The organism is Arthrobacter sp. KUASC02 (assembly GCF_059739395.1).
Window position 1 is genome coordinate 2,615,738 of sequence record NZ_AP046053.1, and the last position, 22,155, is coordinate 2,637,892.

Annotated in this window: 19 protein-coding genes and 1 pseudogene; 11 read left to right on the forward strand and 9 right to left on the reverse strand. The window is 66.7% G+C overall.

What is annotated here, in order from left to right; all coding sequences use genetic code 11:
- Positions 1–37: 37 nt before the first annotated feature.
- Both ribA and AC6JAC_RS12105 read right to left on the reverse strand, forming a co-directional pair.
- Positions 38–1,879: a GTP cyclohydrolase II RibA gene (gene ribA, locus AC6JAC_RS12100; RefSeq protein WP_028269360.1), complete on the reverse strand. Its 1,842-nt coding sequence runs from the start codon at positions 1,877–1,879 to the stop codon at positions 38–40.
- Between the two features lie 132 nt (positions 1,880–2,011).
- The gene (locus AC6JAC_RS12105) at positions 2,012–2,719 is read right to left on the reverse strand and encodes a FadR/GntR family transcriptional regulator (RefSeq protein ID WP_028269361.1); all 708 of its coding nucleotides are present in this window, start codon (positions 2,717–2,719) and stop codon (positions 2,012–2,014) included.
- A 127-nt stretch (positions 2,720–2,846) separates the two neighbouring features.
- Between AC6JAC_RS12105 and AC6JAC_RS12110 the strand changes: the two genes are divergently transcribed.
- From AC6JAC_RS12110 to AC6JAC_RS12120, 3 genes are read left to right on the forward strand one after another with little or no spacing between them, the layout of a single operon-like run.
- Positions 2,847–4,259: an SLC13 family permease gene (locus AC6JAC_RS12110; protein ID WP_028269362.1), complete on the forward strand. Its 1,413-nt coding sequence runs from the start codon at positions 2,847–2,849 to the stop codon at positions 4,257–4,259.
- Positions 4,260–4,317: 58 nt separating this feature from the next.
- Positions 4,318–5,580, forward strand: a complete 1,263-nt coding sequence (locus AC6JAC_RS12115) for a CaiB/BaiF CoA transferase family protein (RefSeq protein WP_043437373.1) — start codon at positions 4,318–4,320, stop codon at positions 5,578–5,580.
- Between the two features lie 2 nt (positions 5,581–5,582).
- Positions 5,583–7,145, forward strand: coding sequence for a carboxyl transferase domain-containing protein (locus AC6JAC_RS12120; RefSeq protein ID WP_028269363.1), 1,563 nt, complete (start codon positions 5,583–5,585; stop codon positions 7,143–7,145).
- Here AC6JAC_RS12120 and AC6JAC_RS12125 read toward each other — a convergent pair whose 3' ends face one another.
- Positions 7,146–8,288, reverse strand: coding sequence for a type III PLP-dependent enzyme domain-containing protein (locus AC6JAC_RS12125; protein WP_028269364.1), 1,143 nt, complete (start codon positions 8,286–8,288; stop codon positions 7,146–7,148).
- Between the two features lie 54 nt (positions 8,289–8,342).
- On the opposite strand from AC6JAC_RS12125, the pseudogene AC6JAC_RS12130 reads away from it, so the two are divergent.
- The 5 genes and pseudogenes from AC6JAC_RS12130 to AC6JAC_RS12150 form a co-directional block, all read left to right on the forward strand.
- A pseudogene (locus AC6JAC_RS12130) lies at positions 8,343–8,807 on the forward strand (LysR family transcriptional regulator); the annotation flags it as partial.
- A gap of 121 nt (positions 8,808–8,928) precedes the next feature.
- The gene (locus tag AC6JAC_RS12135; protein WP_497966815.1) at positions 8,929–9,231 is read left to right on the forward strand and encodes a LysR substrate-binding domain-containing protein; all 303 of its coding nucleotides are present in this window, start codon (positions 8,929–8,931) and stop codon (positions 9,229–9,231) included.
- A gap of 116 nt (positions 9,232–9,347) precedes the next feature.
- Positions 9,348–10,445 (forward strand): tartrate dehydrogenase, encoded by a 1,098-nt coding sequence (locus AC6JAC_RS12140; RefSeq protein ID WP_028269366.1) that lies wholly within the window; start codon positions 9,348–9,350, stop codon positions 10,443–10,445.
- Positions 10,446–10,590: 145 nt separating this feature from the next.
- Positions 10,591–12,063: a C4-dicarboxylate transporter DctA gene (gene dctA, locus AC6JAC_RS12145; RefSeq protein WP_043437377.1), complete on the forward strand. Its 1,473-nt coding sequence runs from the start codon at positions 10,591–10,593 to the stop codon at positions 12,061–12,063.
- A gap of 1 nt (position 12,064) precedes the next feature.
- Positions 12,065–13,219: a glycerate kinase gene (locus AC6JAC_RS12150; protein ID WP_081818783.1), complete on the forward strand. Its 1,155-nt coding sequence runs from the start codon at positions 12,065–12,067 to the stop codon at positions 13,217–13,219.
- A 24-nt stretch (positions 13,220–13,243) separates the two neighbouring features.
- Here the strand turns inward: AC6JAC_RS12150 and AC6JAC_RS12155 are convergent, their stop codons facing one another.
- From AC6JAC_RS12155 to AC6JAC_RS12165, 3 genes are read right to left on the reverse strand one after another with little or no spacing between them, the layout of a single operon-like run.
- Positions 13,244–14,833, reverse strand: coding sequence for an SLC13 family permease (locus AC6JAC_RS12155; RefSeq protein WP_043437380.1), 1,590 nt, complete (start codon positions 14,831–14,833; stop codon positions 13,244–13,246).
- Positions 14,833–15,795 (reverse strand): D-2-hydroxyacid dehydrogenase family protein, encoded by a 963-nt coding sequence (locus tag AC6JAC_RS12160; RefSeq protein ID WP_081818784.1) that lies wholly within the window; start codon positions 15,793–15,795, stop codon positions 14,833–14,835. Before AC6JAC_RS12160 ends, AC6JAC_RS12155 begins: the two co-directional genes overlap by 1 nt.
- A 58-nt stretch (positions 15,796–15,853) precedes the next feature.
- Complete coding sequence (locus AC6JAC_RS12165; protein ID WP_028269370.1) at positions 15,854–16,738, reverse strand: helix-turn-helix transcriptional regulator; 885 nt, start codon at positions 16,736–16,738, stop codon at positions 15,854–15,856.
- A gap of 131 nt (positions 16,739–16,869) precedes the next feature.
- Between AC6JAC_RS12165 and AC6JAC_RS12170 the strand changes: the two genes are divergently transcribed.
- The 3 genes from AC6JAC_RS12170 to AC6JAC_RS12180 are packed head-to-tail and all read left to right on the forward strand — an operon-like array spanning position 16,870 to position 18,868.
- Positions 16,870–17,280 (forward strand): (R)-mandelonitrile lyase, encoded by a 411-nt coding sequence (locus AC6JAC_RS12170; protein WP_028269371.1) that lies wholly within the window; start codon positions 16,870–16,872, stop codon positions 17,278–17,280.
- 28 nt (positions 17,281–17,308) lie between these two features.
- On the forward strand, positions 17,309–18,166 hold the full coding sequence (locus AC6JAC_RS12175) for an aldo/keto reductase (protein WP_028269372.1): 858 nt from the start codon (positions 17,309–17,311) through the stop codon (positions 18,164–18,166).
- 12 nt (positions 18,167–18,178) lie between these two features.
- The gene (locus tag AC6JAC_RS12180) at positions 18,179–18,868 is read left to right on the forward strand and encodes a flavodoxin (protein ID WP_028269373.1); all 690 of its coding nucleotides are present in this window, start codon (positions 18,179–18,181) and stop codon (positions 18,866–18,868) included.
- A gap of 23 nt (positions 18,869–18,891) precedes the next feature.
- On the opposite strand, the gene AC6JAC_RS12185 is transcribed toward AC6JAC_RS12180, so the two are convergent.
- The 3 genes from AC6JAC_RS12185 to ggt form a co-directional block, all read right to left on the reverse strand.
- A complete protein-coding gene (locus tag AC6JAC_RS12185; protein ID WP_331280037.1) occupies positions 18,892–19,551 on the reverse strand; it encodes a DUF1326 domain-containing protein in 660 nt (219 codons plus the stop codon).
- A 107-nt stretch (positions 19,552–19,658) separates the two neighbouring features.
- On the reverse strand, positions 19,659–20,039 hold the full coding sequence (locus AC6JAC_RS12190) for a VOC family protein (RefSeq protein ID WP_028269375.1): 381 nt from the start codon (positions 20,037–20,039) through the stop codon (positions 19,659–19,661).
- A 274-nt stretch (positions 20,040–20,313) separates the two neighbouring features.
- Positions 20,314–22,155, reverse strand: a complete 1,842-nt coding sequence (gene ggt, locus AC6JAC_RS12195; protein ID WP_497964841.1) for a gamma-glutamyltransferase — start codon at positions 22,153–22,155, stop codon at positions 20,314–20,316.

A 22,155-nucleotide genomic window follows, 5' to 3' on the forward strand; every position in this document is an offset into this window, starting at 1 on the left:
GATGGACTTTACGCCGGGCCGGGCCGAGCTTCAATCGCTAGAACGCGGGAACAGTAAACCCGAGGCCCAGCAGCCCGCGGCCAGCCTGCTCAAGAATCGGGTCCAGGGTCAACGTCGGATGGTTGAGCAGTACGTCGACGTCCCGCTGGATCCGCTGCAGCGGATTCGAAAGTCGGTGCGCGCTTCCGCCCGATCCCGCCATGATGACGCGGACTGCTTCGGCCGACGCCTCGCCGCTGAGGCCCAGCGACAGGCGGTAGGCGGCCCGCTCGTGGTCCGTCATGGTCATGGGCCGTCGCTGATAGGAAGCAGTGACCACCCGGATGGCTTCCTCCCATTGCAGCCGGGCCGTGGCAACGAGCCCGTAGGCGTGCGAGAACCGCGCCTGCGCGAGGGGGGAATCGGCCTGACGATCTTCCAGCGTGTTCTTGACCTTGCGCACCAGGACCCGCTCACGGAACATCTCGACGGCGTGTTCCGCAGCTCCCAGGGCGGCGGCGGGCGCCACCAGGTTCAGAAGTGTGGCCATAGGGGTATGGATGATCGGGTCCGGGTGGATCCGGCTGCCCGGATTGTCCGCTGCGCCCAGGAGGGCCCAGTCAAGCGCCCGGTGGTCCGGTACGAAAAGCTCGTCTGCCCGGACGTCGTTGCTGCCGGTGCCCCGCAACCCCGCCGTGTGCCACACGTCCAGAAGTTCGACGTCGGACACCGGAACGAGGCATTGCAGCCGGACGTCCCCGTGCTGCACGGCAAGGAGGGCCCACTCCGAGTGCATGACTCCCGAGGCGAAGGTCCAACGGCCTGAGATGGCGTACCCGCCGGGAACCCTGGTAGCTGCCCCCACCGGGGCGCCGGTGGCGGCAGCCAGGGGCGCCGCCCCGTTGGCGAAGACCTCGTCCTGAACCTTGCGGGGCCAGCGGGCGAGCATCCAGACGTGCTCAATCAGGTGTCCTACCGTCCACGCCGTGGAAGGGCATCCCCGCGCGAGCCGGCGCACCACTTCGACGTATGTTTCAACCCCCATGCCGTAGCCCCCGACAGCTTTGGGCGAGAGGACACGGAAGACGCCGGCCTCCCTCAAATCCTCCATCGTGGATTCCGGAATCCGTCGGATTCGCTCGGTTTCCTCAGCGCGCTCCCGCAGGCGTGGAATCAGGGCATCAACACGGGCCAGCATCTCGTCGTGGCTTGGGACTGCCGGCTGCGGGAGGAAGAGGGTGTGTGCGGTGCGGTCCCGTTTGGCGGCCAGATATGCGTGATTGGCCGGCGACAGGTGGACCCCGGTGGGAACCTGCTCCGTAACGCTGATTCCGAGGGCGGTGAGCTGTGCGGCCTTGTCCGGGTTGTTGGTGAGCAGGCGGACGCTCGTGGCGCCGAGGGCACCCAGCATCTGGGCGGCAGCGGTGTAGTCGCGCTCGTCCTCGCCGTGTCCCAGCGCCACGTTGGCTTCGTACGTGTCCAGGCCGGTGTCCTGCAGGGCGTAGGCGTCGAGCTTGGAGTACAGGCCGATGCCGCGCCCTTCCTGGCGGAGGTACAGGAGGAATCCTCCGGTGGCGCTGATCTTTTCCACCGCCTCCCGCAATTGCGGACCGCAGTCACAGCGCTGGCTGCCGAACACGTCTCCGGTCAGGCATTCGCTGTGCAGGCGGACCAGCGGCCCTGCCGGGTCCAGCCGTGCCGGGTCCAACAGCGCCTGCTCCCACGCGCCCAGGGCCAGGAGCAGGTGCTCCTTTCCGTCGGCCAGCCCGTGGAATGTCAGCACCTCGGCCGTGGCCGTGTAGCCATCGGGAAAGCGCAAAGGGACTGTGACCCTGCTGCGCAGGGCGGCCGCGGATGGTGCCGTGGCCGCCGGCATGCGGGTCTCGGACACAACGGTCATCTGGTGCCTCAGCATTCGGTAAGGGGGCAAATTACTTGAAGGTTGAAGTTAACCGTACAGGCGGTTACTTGAACCTGCAAGTATGTTGCATCCTTATCGAAGCCGGCTTTAGACGCCCGCCACGGGGCCGACTTAGGAGTTCTTCAGCAGCGCCACATCGGACACGAGGTCGATATGCTCCAGCATGGCGGCAGCAGCGCCCGCGGAGTCCCGGGCCCTGATGGCGTCGGCAATCTTGCGGTGCGACGCAAGGGACTGCTCCGGACGTCCCGGCTGGCCGAGTGACTCAAGCCGCGTTTCGAGCACCATTCCGGCAATGAAAGTCATCAGCTGCGCCAGCACCGCGGAGTGGGCGGCAGCGGTCACGGCTTGGTGGAACAACTCGTCCCCGTGCGCCCCCCGGCCGCCCGAGGCCACCTCCCCGGCCATAACGTCGAGCGCCTTGTCGATGGCTTTCATGTCATCATCGCTGCGCCTTGCCGCTGCCAGCTCGGCCAGCTTGACCTCAAGCGTGCTTCGCGCCTCCACAATCTCCGGCAACCGGTTCCGATGTTCGCGCAGCCCCTTGATCACCGACGGGACATTGGGGCGGTAGACCAGCACCGCCCCCGTGCCGTGCTGGACGTCAATGACTCCCAGCACCTCAAGGGCCACCAGGGCCTGCGCCAGCGTTGCGCGTGACACCCCCAGCCGCTCGGCCAGTTCGCGCTCCGCCGGAAGAGTATCGCCCGGGCCCAGCTGGGCGGCCTCGATGAACTCCATGAGTTGCTCCACGAGCTGCTCATAGAGCCTGGGCCGCGAAACGCGGGAGATCTGCTGCGCTGCCGCCTGCTTTGCCATTTGCATCCTTTCGGCGTGGTCCTCAAACCCAAGGGTACCGGAGAACTATTGACAGAGACACCTAGTGTCTAGGAGGCTAGGCCACTAAGCCAATTAAATCCCCAACGATCGATCCGGAGGAACAACGATGTCCGCTCCTGTCCTGTCCATCATCATCCTGGCGGTGATGTTCCTGCTGGCCACTGTGCTCCCGCTCAACATGGGTGCCCTGGCCTTTGTGGGGGCATTCCTGCTGGGCTCGGTTGTCCTGGGGATGTCCACGAACGACATCCTCGCCAACTTTCCCGGCGGCCTTTTCCTGACCATCGTCGGCGTCACCTACCTGTTCGCCATCGCGCAGAACAACGGCACCATTGACCTCATGGTCCGGGGCGCCGTGCGGCTGGTGGGCAGCAAAGTGGCCCTGATCCCGTGGATCATGTTCGCCATCACCGCCGTCATCACTGCTGTCGGCGCACTCTCGCCGGCCGCCGTCGCCATCATCGCCCCGATAGCGCTCAGCTTCGCGGCCAGGCACAAAATCAACCCGCTGATGATGGGCATGATGGTGATCCACGGGGCGCAGGCCGGCGGCTTCTCGCCCATCGCCGTCTACGGCGTCACTGTCAACGGCATCATCGCCAAGACGGAACTGGAAGCCAGCCCCATGGCAATCTTCCTGGCGAGCTTCGTCTTCAACCTCGCCATTGCACTGGTGCTGTTCATCGTTCTCGGCGGAAACAAGGCCGGCTCCTCCGCAGGAGGCCGATTCGTGGAGCAGGCCGCCGAAAAGCGCATGGCCATGAGCGTGGGGGCCCGGACCGCCGGCGTCACCCTGCAGGGCTCGGGCACCGACATTTCCTCCGCCCGCGTCTCCTCCAAGGGCACATCAGGCAACTCCGCGGAAAGCACCACCAACGGTTCAGCCGGGGCCGGCGAAGAGCCGGCGGGCACCCCCCGCGCCTCCGTTCCCCAGCTGGTCACCATTCTTGGCCTGATCGCCCTGGCCGTGATTTCGCTGGGATTCAAGGTTGACGTCGGCTTCGTCTCCATCACCATCGCCATGGTCCTGGCCCTGGTCTCCCCCGCCGCCCAGAAGGGCGCCGTCAACAAGATCAGCTGGTCCACTGTCCTGCTCCTCTGCGGCATGCTCACTTTCGTGGGCGTCCTCGAGGAAGCCGGCACCATCAAGTTCGTGTCCGACGGCGTGGCGCAGCTGGGCATGCCGCTGCTCGCGGCCCTGCTGATCTGCTACATCGGCGCCGTGGTCTCGGCCTTCGCCTCCTCCACCGCCATCCTGGCGGCGCTCATTCCCCTCGCGGTGCCGTTCCTGGCCTCCGGGGAGATCGGCGCCGTCGGGGTCATCGCCGCCCTCGCCGTGGCCTCCACGATCGTTGACGTCTCCCCGTTTTCCACCAACGGCGCTCTGGTGCTGGCCAACGCGCCCGAAGACGTGGACAAGGACAAGTTCTACAAGCAGATCCTGGCCTACAGCGGCATCGTCGTCGTGGCCGGACCCGCCATCGCCTGGCTGGTGATGGTGGTTCCGGGGTGGCTGTAGTCCGCCGGACATCCAGCAGGCGTCAACCCAGAAATCGATGAGCAACAGAAGGAATCCCATGCAGAGCACTGAATCCACGCTCCGGACCGACGGGCCCCTCTCGGGCATCCTCGTGGTGGACCTGAGCCGCGCCCTGGCCGGCCCGCACGCGGGCATGATGCTGGCCGACCTCGGCGCCCGGGTCATCAAGGTGGAAAACCCCGGCACCGGAGACGACACCCGCGGCTGGGGTCCCCCGTTCGTCGGCCCAGAAGACGACCCGCAGGCCACGTACTTCCTCTCCTGCAACCGCAACAAGGAATCCATCGCGTTGGACCTGAAGAACGACGACGGGCGGACAGTGCTGCGCGAACTGCTGGAACGCGCCGACGTCGTCATCGAGAACTTCCGCCCCGGCGTGCTGGACCGGCTGGGCTTCTCCGCCGCGGAAATGCACGCGCTGAACCCGGCACTGGTGATCCTGTCCATCACCGGCTTCGGTCACGACGGGCCGGAATCGCGGCGCAGCGGCTACGACCAGATCCTGCAGGGCGAGGCCGGACTGATGTCCCTCACCGGCTCCGGACCGGACGACCCCCAGCGGGTGGGCGTTCCGATCGCCGACCTCCTGTCCGGCATGTACGGCGCGTTCGGCACCCTCGCGGCGCTGCTGCAGCGCGAACGGACCGGGCAAGGGCAGATTGTGCGTACCTCACTGCTGGCCGCCCTCATCGGGGTGCACGCTTTCCAGGGCACCAGGGCAACAGTGGCCGGCGAAGTTCCGAAGGCCCAGGGCAACCACCACCCCTCCATCGCCCCCTACGGCCTGTTCCACTGCCGGCAGGGACGGGTCCAGATCAGTGTCGGCAGCGAGAAGCTCTGGAACACTTTCGCTTCGACCTTCGGTATCGACGCCTCCCGGCCCGAGTTCGCCAGCAACGCGGAGCGGGTGCGCAACCGCGAGAAGGTCATCGAGGAAGTGGAGAACGCGTTCTCCGATTATGGAGCCGAGGAGCTGCTCACCAAGCTCAACGACGCCGGCATTCCGGCAGGCAAAGTCCGCACCTTGGACGAGGTCTACGCCTGGGACCAGGTCCATTCGCAGGGCCTGGTGATCGACGTCGAGCACAAGCTCCTGGGCACCGTGAGCCTGCCCGGTCCGCCGCTGCGGTTCTTCACCGCCGCCGACACCAACGAAACGACCCTCACCACCCACACGGCCCCGCCCCTTCTGGACCAGGACGGCGATCAGATCCGGCAGTGGCTGGGACTGGCCGCCACCTGGACAGCCGGAACGGAACCCGTCAGCGCACCCGCCCGGATGGAGAAGGAAAGCCGATGACCATGCTGACAGAACAACCGGCCAAACACCTGGACGCCGCCGGACTCATCACCGCTGTGCTCGATCCGGGGTCCTACCGGAGCTGGGACACGCCGGTGCTTGACCCCGCTCCCGGCCCCGAGTACCGGCAGGAACTGGCTGCCGCCCGCGCCAAAACCGGCGTGGACGAATCCGTCCTCACCGGCGAAGGCCGCATCCGGGGCCGGCGGGTAGCTGTCATCGTCAGCGAGTTCCGCTTCCTGGCCGGATCCATCGGGCTCGCAGCCGCGGAACGCATCGTCACCGCCGTCGAACGGGCAACACGCGAGGGACTGCCGCTCCTGGCCGGCCCGGCGTCCGGCGGCACCCGCATGCAGGAAGGCACCATCGCCTTCCTCTCCATGGTGAAAATCAGCGCTGCCGTCCGCGCCCACCGCCAGGCCGGGCTGCCCTACCTCGTCTACCTGCGGCATCCCACCACAGGAGGGGTCATGGCGTCCTGGGGATCGCTCGGCCACATCACCGTGGCCGAGCCCGGCGCCCTGCTCGGCTTCCTCGGACCGCGGGTCTATGAGGCCCTCCACGGCACACCGTTTCCCGAGAACGTCCAGGTGGCTGAGAACCTGTTCGACAAGGGCCTGATCGATGCGGTGGTCCCGCCCTGGCAACTGTCCGACGTCGTGGACCGCGCCTTGAGCATCCTGGTCCCGGGCGCGCACCCGCGGCCCGCGCCGCCGCGCACGCTGGCCGTCAAGCCGTCCGACGCCGGCGCCTGGGAATCGATCGAAATCTCGCGGAACGCCCGCCGACCGGACCTCCGCCAGCTGCTCGCCTACGGCGCCCGCGATGTGCTGCCCCTCAACGGCACCGGGCAGGGGGAAAAGGACCCCGGCCTGCAGCTTGCCCTGGCGCGCTTCGGCCAGGAATCCTGCGTGGTCATCGGCCACACCCGGCCCCGGCCGTCGCGGCAGACGGCGATGGGACCGGCGTCGCTCCGGGAAGCGCGCCGCGGCATGCGCCTGGCTGAGGAGCTGGGGCTGCCGCTGCTGACGGTCATAGACACGGGCGGCGCAGCGCTGTCGAAGGAGGCCGAGGAAGGCGGGCTGGCCGGAGAGATTGCCCGGTCACTGCACGACATGATCGGGCTCAACTCCCCCACCGTTTCAGTCCTGCTCGGCCAAGGGGCCGGAGGAGGGGCGTTGGCACTTCTGCCCGCAGACCGGACCATCGCCGCCCAGCACGCGTGGCTGTCGCCGCTGCCGCCCGAAGGCGCCAGCGCCATCGTCCACCGGAACACCGGCTTCGCCCCGGCCATGTCCGCGGCGCAGGGCGTCAACGTTGCGGCCCTCTACAGGAACGGCCTGGTGGAACACATCGTGGACGAACGGGGCGACGCCGAACACAACCGTGCGGAACACAACCGTGCCGAACACGGGGACGCCTCGCTTGAGCCAAGAGGATTCTGCCAGCGCATGGGACAGGCCATCGAGTACGAGCTCGCCACCTTGTCGGCCGCCGGTCCCGGCGAACTGCTGCCGCTGCGGCTGGCCAAGTACCGGAACCTGGGAAGCGTCATCGCCGGCTGATTACCGCCTCGGCGCCATCAGGGAGGACCGGTGGAAATCCGTGTGCCACACCTCGATCTCCCGTCCGTCTCCGTCGGTGACAACGTATTCGGGCCAGCGGTCGAAGGCGGAGCAGGGATGGGAGATGCCGAAGTCCACCAGGTCGGTGACGTCCAGGCCGGTCACGCCGGTGAGGACTGCGTGGTGGTCATAGAGGTTGCGCACCACAGCCGTTGCCCCGCCCTTCGGGGCACCGTCAGCGGTGTGGACCGCCAGGACCACCGGCAGCCCTGCGTCGTAAGGCAGGTCCCGCTTGCCGGCGCCGACGACGGCGATCCCGTCTTCGGGGGTGGACAGCACCGCGGCGCGGACGGTCAAGGCCGGCAACAGGCCCGGCACCGGGCTGACACCGGCGTAGGTGCCGTGATCGTGGGTGACGTAGCAGCCGGACCGGAGGAGCCTCCGCGTTCCCGGCACCTGGCCGGGTTCCGGCAGGAACTCAACCACACGGTCCGGAAAAGCCGATCCGCCCATGGAGTAGACGGGGGCTGCCGTTTCGAAGTACGGGGCCACGTCCAGAAACACCTGCCGCACCAGCCGGCAGTGCCGGTCAACGGCCGAGACAGTGTCCTCCGCACGACTGTTGGGCACCACCCCCTCGTAGCCGGCAACTCCAACGAGCCTGAGTCCCGGCGCGGCGCGGACCAGCCCGGCGAGGCGGACAGCCTCCCCGAGGCTGCGGACCCCCGTGCGTCCGCCGGGCGTCCCGACGTCGAGCATCACCTCAAGGGGGACGTTCCCTGCAGCGGTGAACACCTGCGCCGCGGCATTGATGCCCGCCTCGGAGTCCACGAAGCAGCGGATTTCCCGCCCGGGGTCCTCCTCCAGCCACGCCCGTATGCGGCTGAGGCCGTCCCGGTCGACCACCTCGTTGGCGATGAGGACATGATGGTGCCCCCAGCCCAGCACTGCAGCGACCTGGTCCACGGTGGCAACCGTGACGGCGGCTGCCCCGGCCGCCACCTGGCGGCTGATGATCGGCGCGGACATGGTGGTCTTCACGTGCGGGGCAAGGTCCACCTGCCGCTCCCGGCACCAGGACGCCATGACACGGATATTGTTTTCGAGGGCAACGGCATTGAGCCTGAGCTGCGGATACGGCATGGTCGATTGTCACGGGCGTAGGCTGTCAGGACCAAATTTCGCGAAAGGGCCGGAGTGGACACACGAAAGCTGAAGTACTTCCTGGCCGTTGTTGACCATGACGGTTTCAACCGCGCGGCAGAGCACCTCCTGATCGCCCAGCCCTCACTGTCCCAGACCATCGCCGGCCTGGAAAAGGACCTCGGCGTGCCGCTCTTCCACCGGATCGGCCGCCGGGCGGTGCTCAGCGAGGCCGGCAAGGAACTCGTAGGGCCGGCACGCCTGGTGATGCGGGACCTCGACGCTGCGCAGTCCGCGGTGCAAGCGTTGCGGGGCGTGCGCAGCGGCCGGCTGGACATCATCACCATGCCCTCCCCCGGCATCGAACCGCTGACCTCGATGATCGCCGGCTTTACCCGGCTGCACCCCTCGGTCCGGCTCAACGTCAGCGCCGCCTTCACACCCGAGGAAGTCATTGAATCGGTCCGAACCGGCAGCACCGAAATTGGACTGGCCGGTTCCTCAACGCCCATCCGGGTCCCGGGGGTGCAGGTCCTGGAGCTCGAACGCCAGCCCCTGATCCTGATCGTGAACCCGCAGGCCGATACGTTCAACCCGGGAACGGGCGATCCAGCGGGAGGACCTCGGCGGGCACCGCCTGATAGCCAGCCAGCGCGGATCGCTGATGCGCTGGCTCGTGGACGACGCGCTGGCGCACGGCGTCAACGTGGAGATCGTCGTCGAGGTGGCGCACCGGACCTCGATCCTGCCGCTGGTACTTGCCGGTGTGGGCCATGCGGTGATGCCTTCGTCCTGGGCTCCGACGGCCCACAAGGCCGGGCTGCGGACACTTCTCATCGAACCCGTGTCCCACCTCGATGTTGCCATCCTGAGCCGGAAGGAAGACCTGACACCGGCCGCCCGCGCCTTCCTGGAGGTCGCGGAACTGCACGCCGATCAATAGGCTCAGCCTATTTGCCGTATCGAATCTTGGTCTTGGACGCCGAATACACCCAAGCCTTCTACTTGAAGAGGAAGGCAGTGTGACGCTGCTAACAGACTCAACGAGGAGGTAGGCACATGAGCGCCACCCAGAAATTCAGCATCGCTTCAATCCCCGCAGACGGAGTCGGCAAGGAAGTTGTCTCCGCCGGCCGCCGCGTCCTGGACGCCCTGGCAGCCAACTCCAACGGCAGGTTCGCCTTCGAATGGACCGAGTTCCCCTGGGGCTGCGGCTACTACGAAAAGACCGGCCAGATGATGGACCCCAAAGGCCTGGAAGCCCTCAAGGACTTCGACGCCATCTACTTCGGCGCAGTGGGATGGGAGAACGTTCCGGACCACATCAGCCTCTGGGGCCTCCGCCTGAACATCACCCAGAACTTTGACCAGTGGGCCAACATCCGCCCGGTGAAGTTCCTTCCGGGCATCCAGTCCCCGCTCCGCAAGGCCGACAACACCGAACTCGACTGGGTCGTTGTCCGCGAAAACAGCGAAGGCGAGTACGCCGGCCTCGGCGGACGCAACCTCAGCGGCCGCGGCCCGGGCAACGAGGTGGCCCTGCAGACGGCCCTGTTCACCGAAAAGGGCTGCGAGCGCATCATGCGCTTCGCCTTCGACCTCGCCCGGACCCGCACGGTCAAGAAGGTCTCGTCCGTCACCAAGTCCAATGCACAGCAGTACGGCATGGTCCTCTGGGACGAAACCTTCCAGCGCGTAGCCCTGGACTACCCGGATGTGGCCACCGAAAGCGTCCTGGTCGACGCTATGAGCGCCAAGTTCATCCTCAAGCCGGAAGACCTCTCCGTTGTGGTCGCATCGAACCTGAACGCCGACATCCTCTCGGACCTGGGCTCGGCACTCGCGGGCAGCCTGGGACTGGCGGCCAGCGCAAACCTGAACCCGGAGCGCCGCTTCCCCTCCATGTTCGAACCGGTCCACGGTTCCGCACCGGACATCGCCGGCAAAGGCATCAGCAACCCGATCGGCGCAATCGCCAGCGCCGCCCTGATGCTGGACCACTTCGGCCTGCACGAGGAAGCCCGTCTGGTCGAAGCCGCCATTGAGCAGACCACGGCCGCCGGACTTCTCACCCGCGACGTCGGCGGCGACGCCAACACCGACGACGTCACCGAGGCAATCATCGAAGCCCTCACCCACACCCTGGCTGCCGTCTAGCCAGGACTCGCGACCAGCCGGCTCCGTCCCGGCGGTCAGGCACGGCCCGGAATGGACGGCGGTTCACCACACCGCCGCCGTCCATTCCGTCGTGCTCTCACACAACAAGCACCCTCCAGCTACATTCCACAACGAGGTAGGAATCATGGAACACATCACCACCGCCGGCGCTGCGGCCCCAGCCAAAAAGCCGTCAGCGCAGGACAAGCCACAAAAAACCCGCTGGTACCGGCAGCTGTACTTCTGGGTTCTGACAGCCATCCTCATCGGCATCCTCGTCGGCTGGCTCGCCCCCACGGTCGGCATCGCCATGGAACCCATCGGCACCACCTTCGTGAACTCGATGAAAATGCTCATCGGCCCGATCGTGTTCCTGACGATCGTCGGCGGCATCGCCAGCGTCGCCGACCTCAAGAAAGTCGGCATGACAGGGCTGAAGGCCCTCACCTACTTCCAGGTCGGCACCATCTTCGCCATGATCTTCGGCCTGGTCGCCATCAACATCTTCCGCCTCGGCGACGGCGTCAACGCGGACGCCAGCAGCATCAAGACCTCGGATTCCGCGGCCAAACTCATCGACGCCGGCGCCCACCAGGAATGGTGGCAGTTCCTTACGCACATCATTCCCAACAGCATCATCGGGCCCTTCGTTGAGGGCGACATCCTCCAGATCATCTTCATCGCCGTCGTCTTCGGCATCGCCCTGAACGCCATGGGCAAGGTCGGGGCCCCCGTCCTGGACGGCGTGCAGCGCCTGACCGGGGTCATGTTCAAGATCCTGGGCTTCATCATGAAGGCCGCCCCGATCGGAGCTTTCGGCGCGATGGCCTACGCCGTGAGCAAGTACGGAGTCTCGTCCCTGACCAGCATGGGCGGCCTGATCGCGCTCTTCTACGTCACGTCCATCCTCTTCGTGGTGGTCATCCTGGGATCGGTGATGGCCTTCCTGAAGCTGAACATCTTCACGATGATCCGCCACCTCAAAGAGGAATACATGCTCATCCTGGGCACCTCCACCGCGGAACCGGCCCTCCCCGGCCTGATGCGCAAGCTGGAGCATGCCGGCGTCAAGAAGGAAACGGTCGGACTCGTCGTCCCCACCGGCTACAGCTTCAACCTCGACGGCGCCGCGATCTACCTTTCCCTTGCCGCCCTCTACATCGCGCAGGCCACCAACACGGACCTGACCGTCGGCCAGCAGCTCGGGCTCCTCGCGGTCATGCTGCTCACCTCCAAGGGCGCAGCGGGCGTGGCCGGCGGCGGCTTCATCGCGCTGACCGCCACGCTCACCACGATCGGCACCATCCCGGCAGCCGGCATCATGCTCATCTTCGGCATCGACAAGTTCATGTCCGAATGCCGGGCCTTGGTGAACTTCACCGGCAACGCCGTCGCCACACTCTTCATCGCCTGGTGGGACCGCACCCTTGACGCGGACCGCGCCCGGCGGGTCTTCGCCGGCGAATCCGTCGAGCCCATGCCTGCCGAAGACCCCGTCCACCTCGACGAAGTCACCGACCTCGACGACGACCTCACCGAATATGGCCACCATGCACCGAAGCACACCACCGACGTGAATGCTGCCGACCGCCGCCCCGCCTACTCGGAATCCATCTGACATGACCAACGCAACCGCCCCGAAGACCGTGCGAACGCTCATCGCTCCCGACAAGTTCAAAGGCAGCCTTACTGCCGGCGAGGTGGCCGAGGCCCTGGCCTCCGGACTACGTGCCTCGGCCGGGGCGGGGGTCGGGACGGTCCATTGCGAACTGCTCCCGCTGGCCGACGGAGGTGACGGCAGCGTCGACGCCGCCGTCGCCTCCGGCTTCACCCGGCGCCACTATACGGTGGCGGGGCCGACCGGCCAGCATGTGCCGGCGAGCATAGCGTTCGACGGCGTCACCGCCGTCGTCGAGGTTGCCAACACCTGCGGACTGGGGCTCCTGCCCGACGGAAAGCTGGAGCCGCTGGATGCCTCCAGCAGGGGCTTCGGCGAAGCAGTCCTGTTCGCCCTCAGCCTGAACCCGGACAGGATCGTGCTGGCCCTGGGCGGCAGCGCCAGCACCGATGGCGGCATGGGAATGCTCACCGCCCTCGGATACAGCTTCCGTGACGCGGAAGGCCGCCAGCTTTACGGCAGCGGCCGCGCGCTGGCCCGGATCCACTCCATCCGCCGGACTGCCCTCCCCGAACTGGCGGACACCGAGCTCATCGTCGCCAGCGATGTCCACAATCCATTGCTCGGCGCCCAGGGCGCACCGGCAGTGTTCGGCCCCCAGAAGGGTGCCGGACCTGACGACGTCGCTTTGCTCGACAAGGGCCTGGAGCACTTCGTCAGCAGGATGACCTCAGCCGGCTTCGAGGACGCTGCGTCCAGGGCAGAGCATGACGGGGCCGGAAGTGCCGGAGGAATCGGCTACGCCTGCCTCCTGCTGGGAGCAACGCAGGTATCCGGTGCGGACTACTTCCTGGACCTGCTGGACTTCAACTCCCGCAAGGAGCACTGCGACGTCGTCATCACGGGCGAGGGCAGCATCGACGAACAGACCCTGGCCGGGAAGCTGCCCGCCGCCGTCGCCCGCCGCTCAGGAACCCGGCCCATCATCGCGGTCGCCGGACGCTCCCTCCTCCCCCGGGAGCGGTGGCAGGAAATGGCCCTGGCCCGTGTCTACACGCTCGCCGAGTACACCGACCAGGACTCGTCGAAGGACCCCGAGTTGTCGGCGGCGCTGCTCCGCCGGATCGGACAGGACATCGGCGCGACCCTCCGGTGACCCCACGCCGGCCCGTGCACCGGGCTACCGGCCGATCCCGGTGATGGCCACCATCACCGGGACGATGCCGATGATCAGGAGCGCACCGGCGATGTCGAAGACCAGCCCGGTGCGGATCATCCTGATGATCGGCACCGCGCCGGAACCGTACACGATCGCGTTTTGCGGTGTTGAGACAGGCAGCATAAACCCGAAGGAGGCGGCGAAGGTGGCGGCCAGGGCGGGCACGAACGGATCCAGCCCCATGGCGGTGCACAGCGGAATGACGATGGGCACCACCACCGCCGCGGATGCTGTGTTGCTGGTCGTCTCCGAGACGAGGACGGCCAGAATGGCGGAGAAAGCGGTAACCGCGACCACGTTAGTGACGTTCAGGTTCCGGGAGGCTGCGGTGCCGATGGTCTCCGCCAGCCCGGTGGCGGCGAGGAGCGAGCCGAAGATGATGCCGGTGCCGAAAAGGATGATGGTGCCCCAGTCGATCCGGGCGGCGTCCGACCAGTTGAGCGTGGCCCGGCGTTCCTTCCAGTTCGTGGGCAGGATGAAGAGCAGGGAAGCCCCCAGAACGGCCACGATGCCCTCGTCCAGCCGGTCGTCCAGCAGAACGTAGACATCAGAGTCCGTCCCTGTGACAAGCCCGGCCGCGGCCGGCAGCAGCCAGAGCGTGACGGTGAGGCCGAAGGCGATCAGGGTGTTCACTTCAGCCCTGGACATCCTGCCGTGGGCGGTCCGCTGTTCGCGGATGTACTCCTCGACGCCCTCGATCCGGCGGACCTCCGGTTTGTTGAGCAGGAACATGACCAGGGCCAGGACCGCGAACATGGCCAGGCAGAGCGGGGCCGCGGCAGCTGTCCACTGGGCGAAGGAGATGCGTTCCCCGGTGGCCTCCTCGATGAGTCCCCGCCCGATGAGGTTGGGCGGTGAACCGACCGGCGTGAGCAGGCCCCCGACGCTGGCGCCGTAGGCCAGCATCAGCATCAATGCCGCACCGACCCGCAGGCGCAGCGGGTCAAAGTCGGCCCTGACTATGCCGCGGTCCTGCATTAGCTGGCCGATGACCGCGAGGATGCCCAGTGCCGTGGGCATGAGCATGGCCACGGTTGCCGTGTTGGACACGAACGCGGACAGCAGGCAGGTGATGACGCCGAAGGCGATGATCACGCGGTAGGTGGACGTGGCCACGCCGGGGAGGGAGAGCACGGCGAACGCAAGCCGTTGGGCGATGCCGTGTTTGAGCATCGCCTGGGCGAGGATGAACGCGCCGATGAAGGTGAAGATCGTCGTCGACCCGAACGGAGCCAGGACGTCAGCGGCCGGAGCGACGCCGAGTATCACCACGGCGGCCACTCCCAGCAGGCCTCCGACGGGGATGGGGACGGGCTCACAGATCCAGAGGACAATCACGCCCAGCAGAACCGCGGCCAGGAGCTGCTGTGTCCGGTCCATCGTCATCGGGAGGAGCGCGAAGGTGACCGAGGCAGCCGGCGCGAGGAAGAATCCCAGGGTTTGCCGTGCCCGCTCAAATTTCTCTTCCTTGGGAGAAAGTTTCTGCTCGCTCAGGCTTCGGAACGTCTTTCCGCCGAGCAGGGCGGCGCGGACGTCGGTTCGTTCCGTCATCAGCGGTGCAGGGCAGTCAGCAGCCGGACAGGACTTCCCCGGAGCCAGGCCGTGACGTCTTCGAACGCGCCGCCGTAGAACTCCCGGTAGCTTTGCTCCGTGACGTAGCCCAGATGTGGTGTCAGGACAGTCCGTGGTGCGGACAGGAGCCGGTGGCCCGCGGGCAGAGGCTCGAGGTCGTAGACATCAAGCGCTGCCCCGCCGAGCCAGCCTTCGTGCAGCCCCCGGATGAGGGCGTCTTCGTCGACCAGGGGCCCGCGCGAGGTGTTGAGCAGCACGCCCCGGGCTCCCAGGAGACGGAGTTCCTGTTCGCCGACAACGCCCCGCGAGCGTTCCGAAAGCCGCACATGCACCGACACCACATCCGACTCCCGGAAGAGTGTGTCCTTGCTGACCCTCCTGACGCCCACCTCGCCGGCCGCCTCGGCCGTGAGGTTGGGGCTCCAGGCGATGACGTCCATGCCGAACGCCTGTCCGTAGGCGGCGACGCGGCGCCCGATCTTGCCCAGGCCCAGGACACCCAGGGTCTTTCCTGCGAGCTCAAATCCCACGGTGGACTGCCAGTGCCCGTCCCGGAGGCGCCGGTCCTCAAACGGTATGCTCCGGGCAAGCGCGAGCAACAGGGCCCACGTCAGTTCCGGGGCTGCGGTTGGAGAACCGCCGGTCCCGCAGACGGCTATGCCCAGCTCCTCCGCCGCGGGAATGTCGATGGACTGATTGGCCATCCCGGTGGTCACCAGCAGTTTGAGTCCGGGTAGTTGCGCCAGCCGCTCGCGGCCGAACGCGGTCCGTTCCCGCATGGCGATGATGATGTCGAAGCCGCGCAGGCTGGCGACGACGTCGGCATCGTCCTTCAGGGGCCGGTCGAAGAAGGTGACGCTGACGCCGTCGGCGGCAAGCTGCTCCCAGGACGCGTAATCCCGGGCGACAGACTGGTAATCGTCCAGGATGGCGAGGCGCATGGAGGAATCCTTCGGCATAGGCAGCGTGCGGTCAATGCTGTCAGGCTACCGTTTCTGATCATCCCGCTGGCGGTTTAGCTGCCGAGGGTTCACTGGTGCTGCTGTTGGTGGTGCTCCAGCTGGCGAGAAAATCCAGTTGGTCCTGGGCGTGGCTGCCGGCCTCGGCGGTGTAGGCGATCAGTGTCAGTCCTTCGCCGGGGAGCTCGAGGGCGTCGCCGGTGAGTTCGATGTCGCCGACCAGAGGGTTGTGCATGGTTTTGCGGGCCGTGCGGTGGAAGCGGACGTTGTGCCGGGCCCATCGCGTGGAGAACTCGGTGCTGCCGGCGGCGAGGTCGCCGATGAGGTGGTTAAGGGCCCGGTCACGCGGACTCCGGCCGGATTCGGCGCGCATGGCCGCGGCGAAGTCGTCGGCGAGGGTTTCCCAGTCAACGAAGAAATCGCGGGAACGCGGGTCCAGGAACATGAACCGCGCCAGGTTCAGCGGCAGGGTGGCGGGGCTGAGGATGTCCGTGTAGAGGGCGTAACAGAGGTTGTTGGCGGCCACGACGTCCATGCGGGAATTTCGGACATAGGCAGGCGTTCCGGTCATCCCGGCCAGGAGCCGTTCGATGCTGGGGCGCAGTTCAGTCCGTGCCCGCCGGACACCGGATGACGGGGCCGGAGCGGCGGCTTTGGCGAGGTCGAACAGGTGGGCGCGCTCCGCCTCGTCGAGCTGCAGGGCGCGGGAGAGGGAGTCGAGAACGGACTCGGACACTCCGCGCAGGTTTCCGCGTTCGAGGCGGGCGTAGTACTCGGTACTCACTCCGGCGAGCATGGCCACTTCCTCGCGCTTGAGTCCGGCCACCCTCCGGGTTCCTCCGTAGGCGGGCAGCCCTGCCTGGGCAGGGGTGATGTGCGACCGCCGGCTCCTGAGGAACTCGCGGACGTCTTTCGTAGTGTCCATGCCTCTACGCTACGGCGGGAAGGGCCGCCCTAACAGGAACTGCCAGTACACCGCACAGCAGAGACTCCCACGCGGGCAACGGGACTGGTTTTCTTGAATCAGCAGCTTCACGCCTATCCAAGGAGCACACCGTGCATCTCGCAGTTCCCGGTCCCACGTCCAAGGGGCCCGCCGATAAATTCACCAGCGACGTGTACCTCAACGCGCTGCATGCCGGCGAACAGCCCTCCCGCCTGAGATCGGCCATGGTGCGGTTTTCTCCCGGAGCCCGCACACACTGGCACTCGCACCCCGTCGGCCAGACCCTGCACTGCACAGACGGCATGGGACTGGTGGCGAACCGAGACGGTGAGGTCATCCTCCTGCGTGCCGGAGACACCGTGCACACCCCGGCCGGGGAGGAACACTGGCACGGCGCGACGCAGGACAGCCTGATGTGCCACCTGGCCCTGGTGGAGCACGAATCCGGTCAAACCGCGACGTGGCTGGAACCCGTCACGGAGCTCGAATACCAGGCCGCCCAGTCCAAACACACCCGCTAACTCCACCGAACAACGCTAAGGAATCTCAGTGAAAAGTGTCACCCTCAACAACGGCGTCGAAATGCCGATCCTGGGCTTTGGTGTCTTCCAAATCGCCGAAGAGGAAACCCAGACCGCGGTCGAAGCGGCCCTGGCCGCCGGATACCGGCATCTGGACACCGCCGCGTCCTACGGTAACGAAGCAGCCGTCGGCGCGGCCATCAAAGCCAGCGGCATCGCCCGCGAGGACCTGTTCGTCACGACGAAACTCTGGATCCAGCACGCACCCGCGGGCAGCGTCTATGACGACAGTCGGCGCTCCTTCCATAACTCGCTTCAACGGCTGGGCCTGGATTACGTGGACCTCTACCTGATCCACCAGCCCTTTGGGGACTACTACAGCGAATGGCGCGCCATGCAGGACCTGAACAAGGAAGGCCGGGCCCGTGCCATTGGTGTCTCGAATTTCCACCCTGACCGGCTGGTGGACCTGATCGACCACAACGAGATCGTTCCGGCAGTGAACCAGATCGAGACCCACCCCTTCCACCAGCGGGCCGCCGATCAGGAACTGATGCGCGGGCGCGGGGTCCAGATCGAGTCCTGGGGGCCGTTCGCCGAAGGCAAGAACAACCTCTTTTCCGATCCTGTCCTCAGCGCTATCGCGGCTGCCCACGGCAAGTCGGTCGCGCAGGTGGTGCTGCGCTGGATGATCCAACGCGACGTCGTCGTGATCCCCAAATCCGTCCGGCCGGAGCGCATGGCCCAGAACCTCGACGTCTTCGGTTTCACCCTGACCGATGAGCAGATGAACCAGATCACCGCCCTGGACACCGGTGCCAGCCTCTTCTTCGACCACCGCGACCCGGCCATGGTCAGTTGGCTGGGCGGGCGCCGGTACAGCTAACGCAGGACACCCATGAGCACCCCTCTGTTGAACATCAGCCGGCGGTCCGCCCTTCGCGGGGCGGCCGCCGGCCTGACCGGAGCCCTGCTGACCGTCGGAACAGCAGGCTGCACTCCAGGAAGAGACACCACAGTGGCCTCCACGCCATCACAGGCGCCAGCCGGTCCCCCGCAGAGCAGCCGGCGCATACTGTTGGCCTACTTCTCCCGGGCAGGCGAGAACTACTACTACGGAGGCCGTACAAACCTCGACGTCGGCAACACCGAAGTGCTCGCTGGCATGATCAGCGCGCTGGTTCCCTGCGACATGTACCGCATCGAGGCGGCAGACCCCTACCCGGACGGGTACGACGCCACCGTGGCGCGGAACGTCCGCGAACAAAATGGGGACGCCCGTCCCGCGATCGCCAACCCCCTGCCAGCCATCGACCAGTACGGCTCGGTCATCCTGGCCAGCGGGATCTGGAACGTCAGGGCACCGATGATCATGGCCACGTTCACCGAAAGCTACGACTTCACCGGCAAGACTGTTTTTCCCGTCACCACCCATGCCATGAGCGGACTCGGCACGGCGCCCCGTGACTACAGGGAGTCCTACCCGGGTGCAACGATTGCCGAAGGCCTCGCGGTGAAAGGCGAGGAAGTGCGCGGCGCAGCAACAGACATCAAGGCCTGGCTGCAGGCGACGGGCCTCCTTGCCTGAACAACCGGCTTCGGGCCCGGCACCTATGCCGACCAGGCAAAGGGGGCCGAGAAGGAGTTCTTCCCGGCGTTGTCCCAGGTCATCCCGAACACATCGACGCGGCCGGTGCTGGCGGTGCCGGCTGCCAAGGTGTCGGCAGGAAATCCGATCCCGCTGACTTTCACCCCGAGCTCCGTGCGGTCCATGGGAGACACGAAGTCCTCGACCGCCATGTCCACGGCACTGCCGATCCTGACCCGATGCCGGCGCCCATCGTTGGCGTAGGCCATCTCCAGGGACTCCATGCCGGCCATCTCACCGATCAGGGCGGCCAGATTCTCCATCGGCCCGCCAAGCTGTCCGCCGAAGACCGCGCCCAGCGCCTCGGCCTGCCCGGCTGAGGCGGCTGCGTCCATCAGGAGTCCGACCTTCCAGCCTCCGCCACCCATCAGGGCGGGTGTGTCGGCGACGACGCAGACGGTGAGGCCGCCGACGTCGACGCCGTTAACGTCGCCGGTGTCCACGTGGAAGGCCAGTGCCACCTGGCAACGATCGTTATCCGCCGGTACGGTCAACCCGGAGGTCGCGCACGGGCAGACCATATCGCAGTTGCAATTCTCGAAATACGTACCCTCTAAACGCCACGACATTTTGCGGCTCCCTTCGAAGTGGTACCCCCCAAAACAAAGTCTCCTCCGGCCCATCACCACGGTCAACGGCTTGAATCGAGCCTGTTGCGGCGATCAGTGAAGCCGCCCGGCGAACATGCAGGTGGCCCCCGGTTTGTGCTGCCGGGGGCCACAGCTTCGAACTATGTGCGCTGGAAGATGTTGAGAATGTTGCCCTCCGTATCCAGGAACCAGGCCCCCTTGCCTGTGGGCAAGGTGGCGATGCCGTTCTCAGTCTTCAGGCCCGGGAAGTCGTATTCCTCGAAGGTAGCTCCGCGGCCCCGCAGCTCTTCGACCTCGGCTTCGAGGTTGTCCGTCATCCAGCCCAGCTGGGTGTTCTTTGCGGTGCCCGCGTTGTCGGACTGGTACAGCAGGAAAGCTGTTCCCTTGCCGCAGCGGAACATCAAATTTTCGGCGTCCATGACCTCCGGATCGTCCAGTCCCACGACGTCCCGATAGAAGTCACGTGCCCGGGCGATGTCCTTGGCAGGGAGGACCGCGGCGACTTCACTGTCCTTGAGCATGTCGAATTCTCCTAGTTTGAAGCGATCGAGATGCCCGCCCCGAAGGAGGTGCCTGCGGGGCGGCTGTGCCGGCTCCCGCCGGCTCCCGGCTGTATTGGATGGTCCGGGACGGTGCCGGGGAGGCCTGCGTCGCGGCTAAATCAACAGCCGTCCCTGGGTCTTCCCAGCGTTCATACCGCCATTATGGCCGCTGTTCGGGCTCCCGGATATAGCCAGGAAATAGGAGGCCGACGGCGGGTCTCACTCCCGTCGTCGGCCTCCGGTACGGCTGAACTCACCGCGAAGGTCTGACCACCATCGCGGAGCCGCCGCCGCGCCTCACCGGTTCAGCAGCGGCCACCATGCGGCCGTTCGGCTTGAACTCGATGGCAGTGGCAGCACCGATTTCCGCCGCCGATGTGAAGGCGTCGCCCGATGGCGTGAATTCGTGTCCGAACGGTTTCAGCTGCTCACCGTAGGCCTCGATAAAGCCGGGCTCGGCCGTGACCTTTGCCGTGTTCCGCTGGGCAGCGCGGGGCGCCGCGATGGCCTCCGAGATGTCCATGCCCAGGTCCACGCGGTTCAGGATTGTCTGGAGGACGGTGGTGATGATGGTTGATCCGCCGGGCGAACCGAGTGCCAGGAACGGATCACCGTCCTTCAGGATGATGGTGGGCGACATCGAGGAACGCGGGCGCTTGCCCGGCTGGATGCGGTTCGGGTCGTCCTCCTTGTAGACGGTGCTGAAGTCCGTCAGCTCGTTGTTGAGCAGGAATCCGCGTCCCGGCACCACGATGCCGGATCCCCCGGTCTGCTCGATCGTGAGGGTGTACTCCACTACGTTGCCCCACTGGTCCGCGACCGTCAGGTTGGTCGTGGAGATGTTTTCAGTATCCGTCTCAGCGGCGGGCGCTGCAGCGGCGGCCGGGCACGCGCCGTCGTACGAGGAGATGTCCCCCGGGTCGACGGGCTTCGAAGCAGCCTTGGCCGGGTTGATCCGGCACGAGCGCTCTTTCCCGAACACCGGGTCCGTGAGCTCGTCGGTGGGGACGTTCACAAAGGCGGGGTCGCCCACGTATTTCGCCCGGTCAGCAAAGGCCAGGGCGCTGGCCTCAAGGTAGTGGTGCAGGGCGGCCGGGTTCTTGCCGTTGGCGTTGCCCATCTCCGAAAGGTTGAAAGGCTCCAGGATGTTCAGCGCCTCGCCCACGGTGGTGCCGCCGCTGCTCGACGGCGCCATGCCGAATACGTCCAGGCCCCGGTACTCCACGTGCGTGGGGTCCTGGTCCAGGGCCTCGTAGGCTGCCAGGTCCTTCGTCGTCATGTGGCCGACCGGGACGGGCAGCGTGGTGCCGGCGGTCTTCGGCGGCGCCTTCACTGCGGCGACGATCTCGTCCGCCACGGGGCCTTCGTAGAAGCCATCGGTCCCCTCGTCCGCGAGGAGCTCATACGTCGCGGCAAGGTCGGGGTTCCGGAAGACACTGCCGACGGCGGGCGCGCTGCCGCCGGGGAGGTAGAGGCTGCTCGTGGACGTAAACGCCGCAAAGCGCTTCTCGTTGTCGAGGGTCTGCTGGCGGAAGGTCTCGTCCACCACGAAGCCGCGGGTGGCCACATCGATGGCCGGCTCGAGGGCGTCGCCAAGGTCCAGGGTGCCCCAGCGTTCAAGCGCGCGCTCCCACGTGGCGGGGGTGCCGGGGACGCCGACGGAGACGCCGCTGGTGACGAGCTCGGGGGTGAAGGGGTAGGGCTTGCCTGTCGCGGGGTCGATGAAGGCGTCGTTGGGCATCTTAGCCGGCGCGGTTTCCCGGCCGTCGATGGTGCCGACTTCACCCGTTTTCGCATCGTAGAAGACGAAGTAGCCGCCCCCGCCGATCCCTGCACTGTAGGGCTCGGTCACCCCCAGTGTCGCGGCCGCGGCGACGGCGGCGTCCGCGGCATTGCCGCCCTTGCGGAGCACCTCGATCGCCGCCGCGGAGGCGTCCGGGTCAACGGTGCTGACCGCGCCGCCGTAGCCGGTGGCGGTGGGCTCCTTCTTGACCTCCCGCGGATCAGCGAACGCAGGGTTCATGACGGCGCCGCCCGTCACGCTCATGGCCAGGACCGCCGTGAGGGCGGCAATTCGACGTCTCACCTTAGGCAT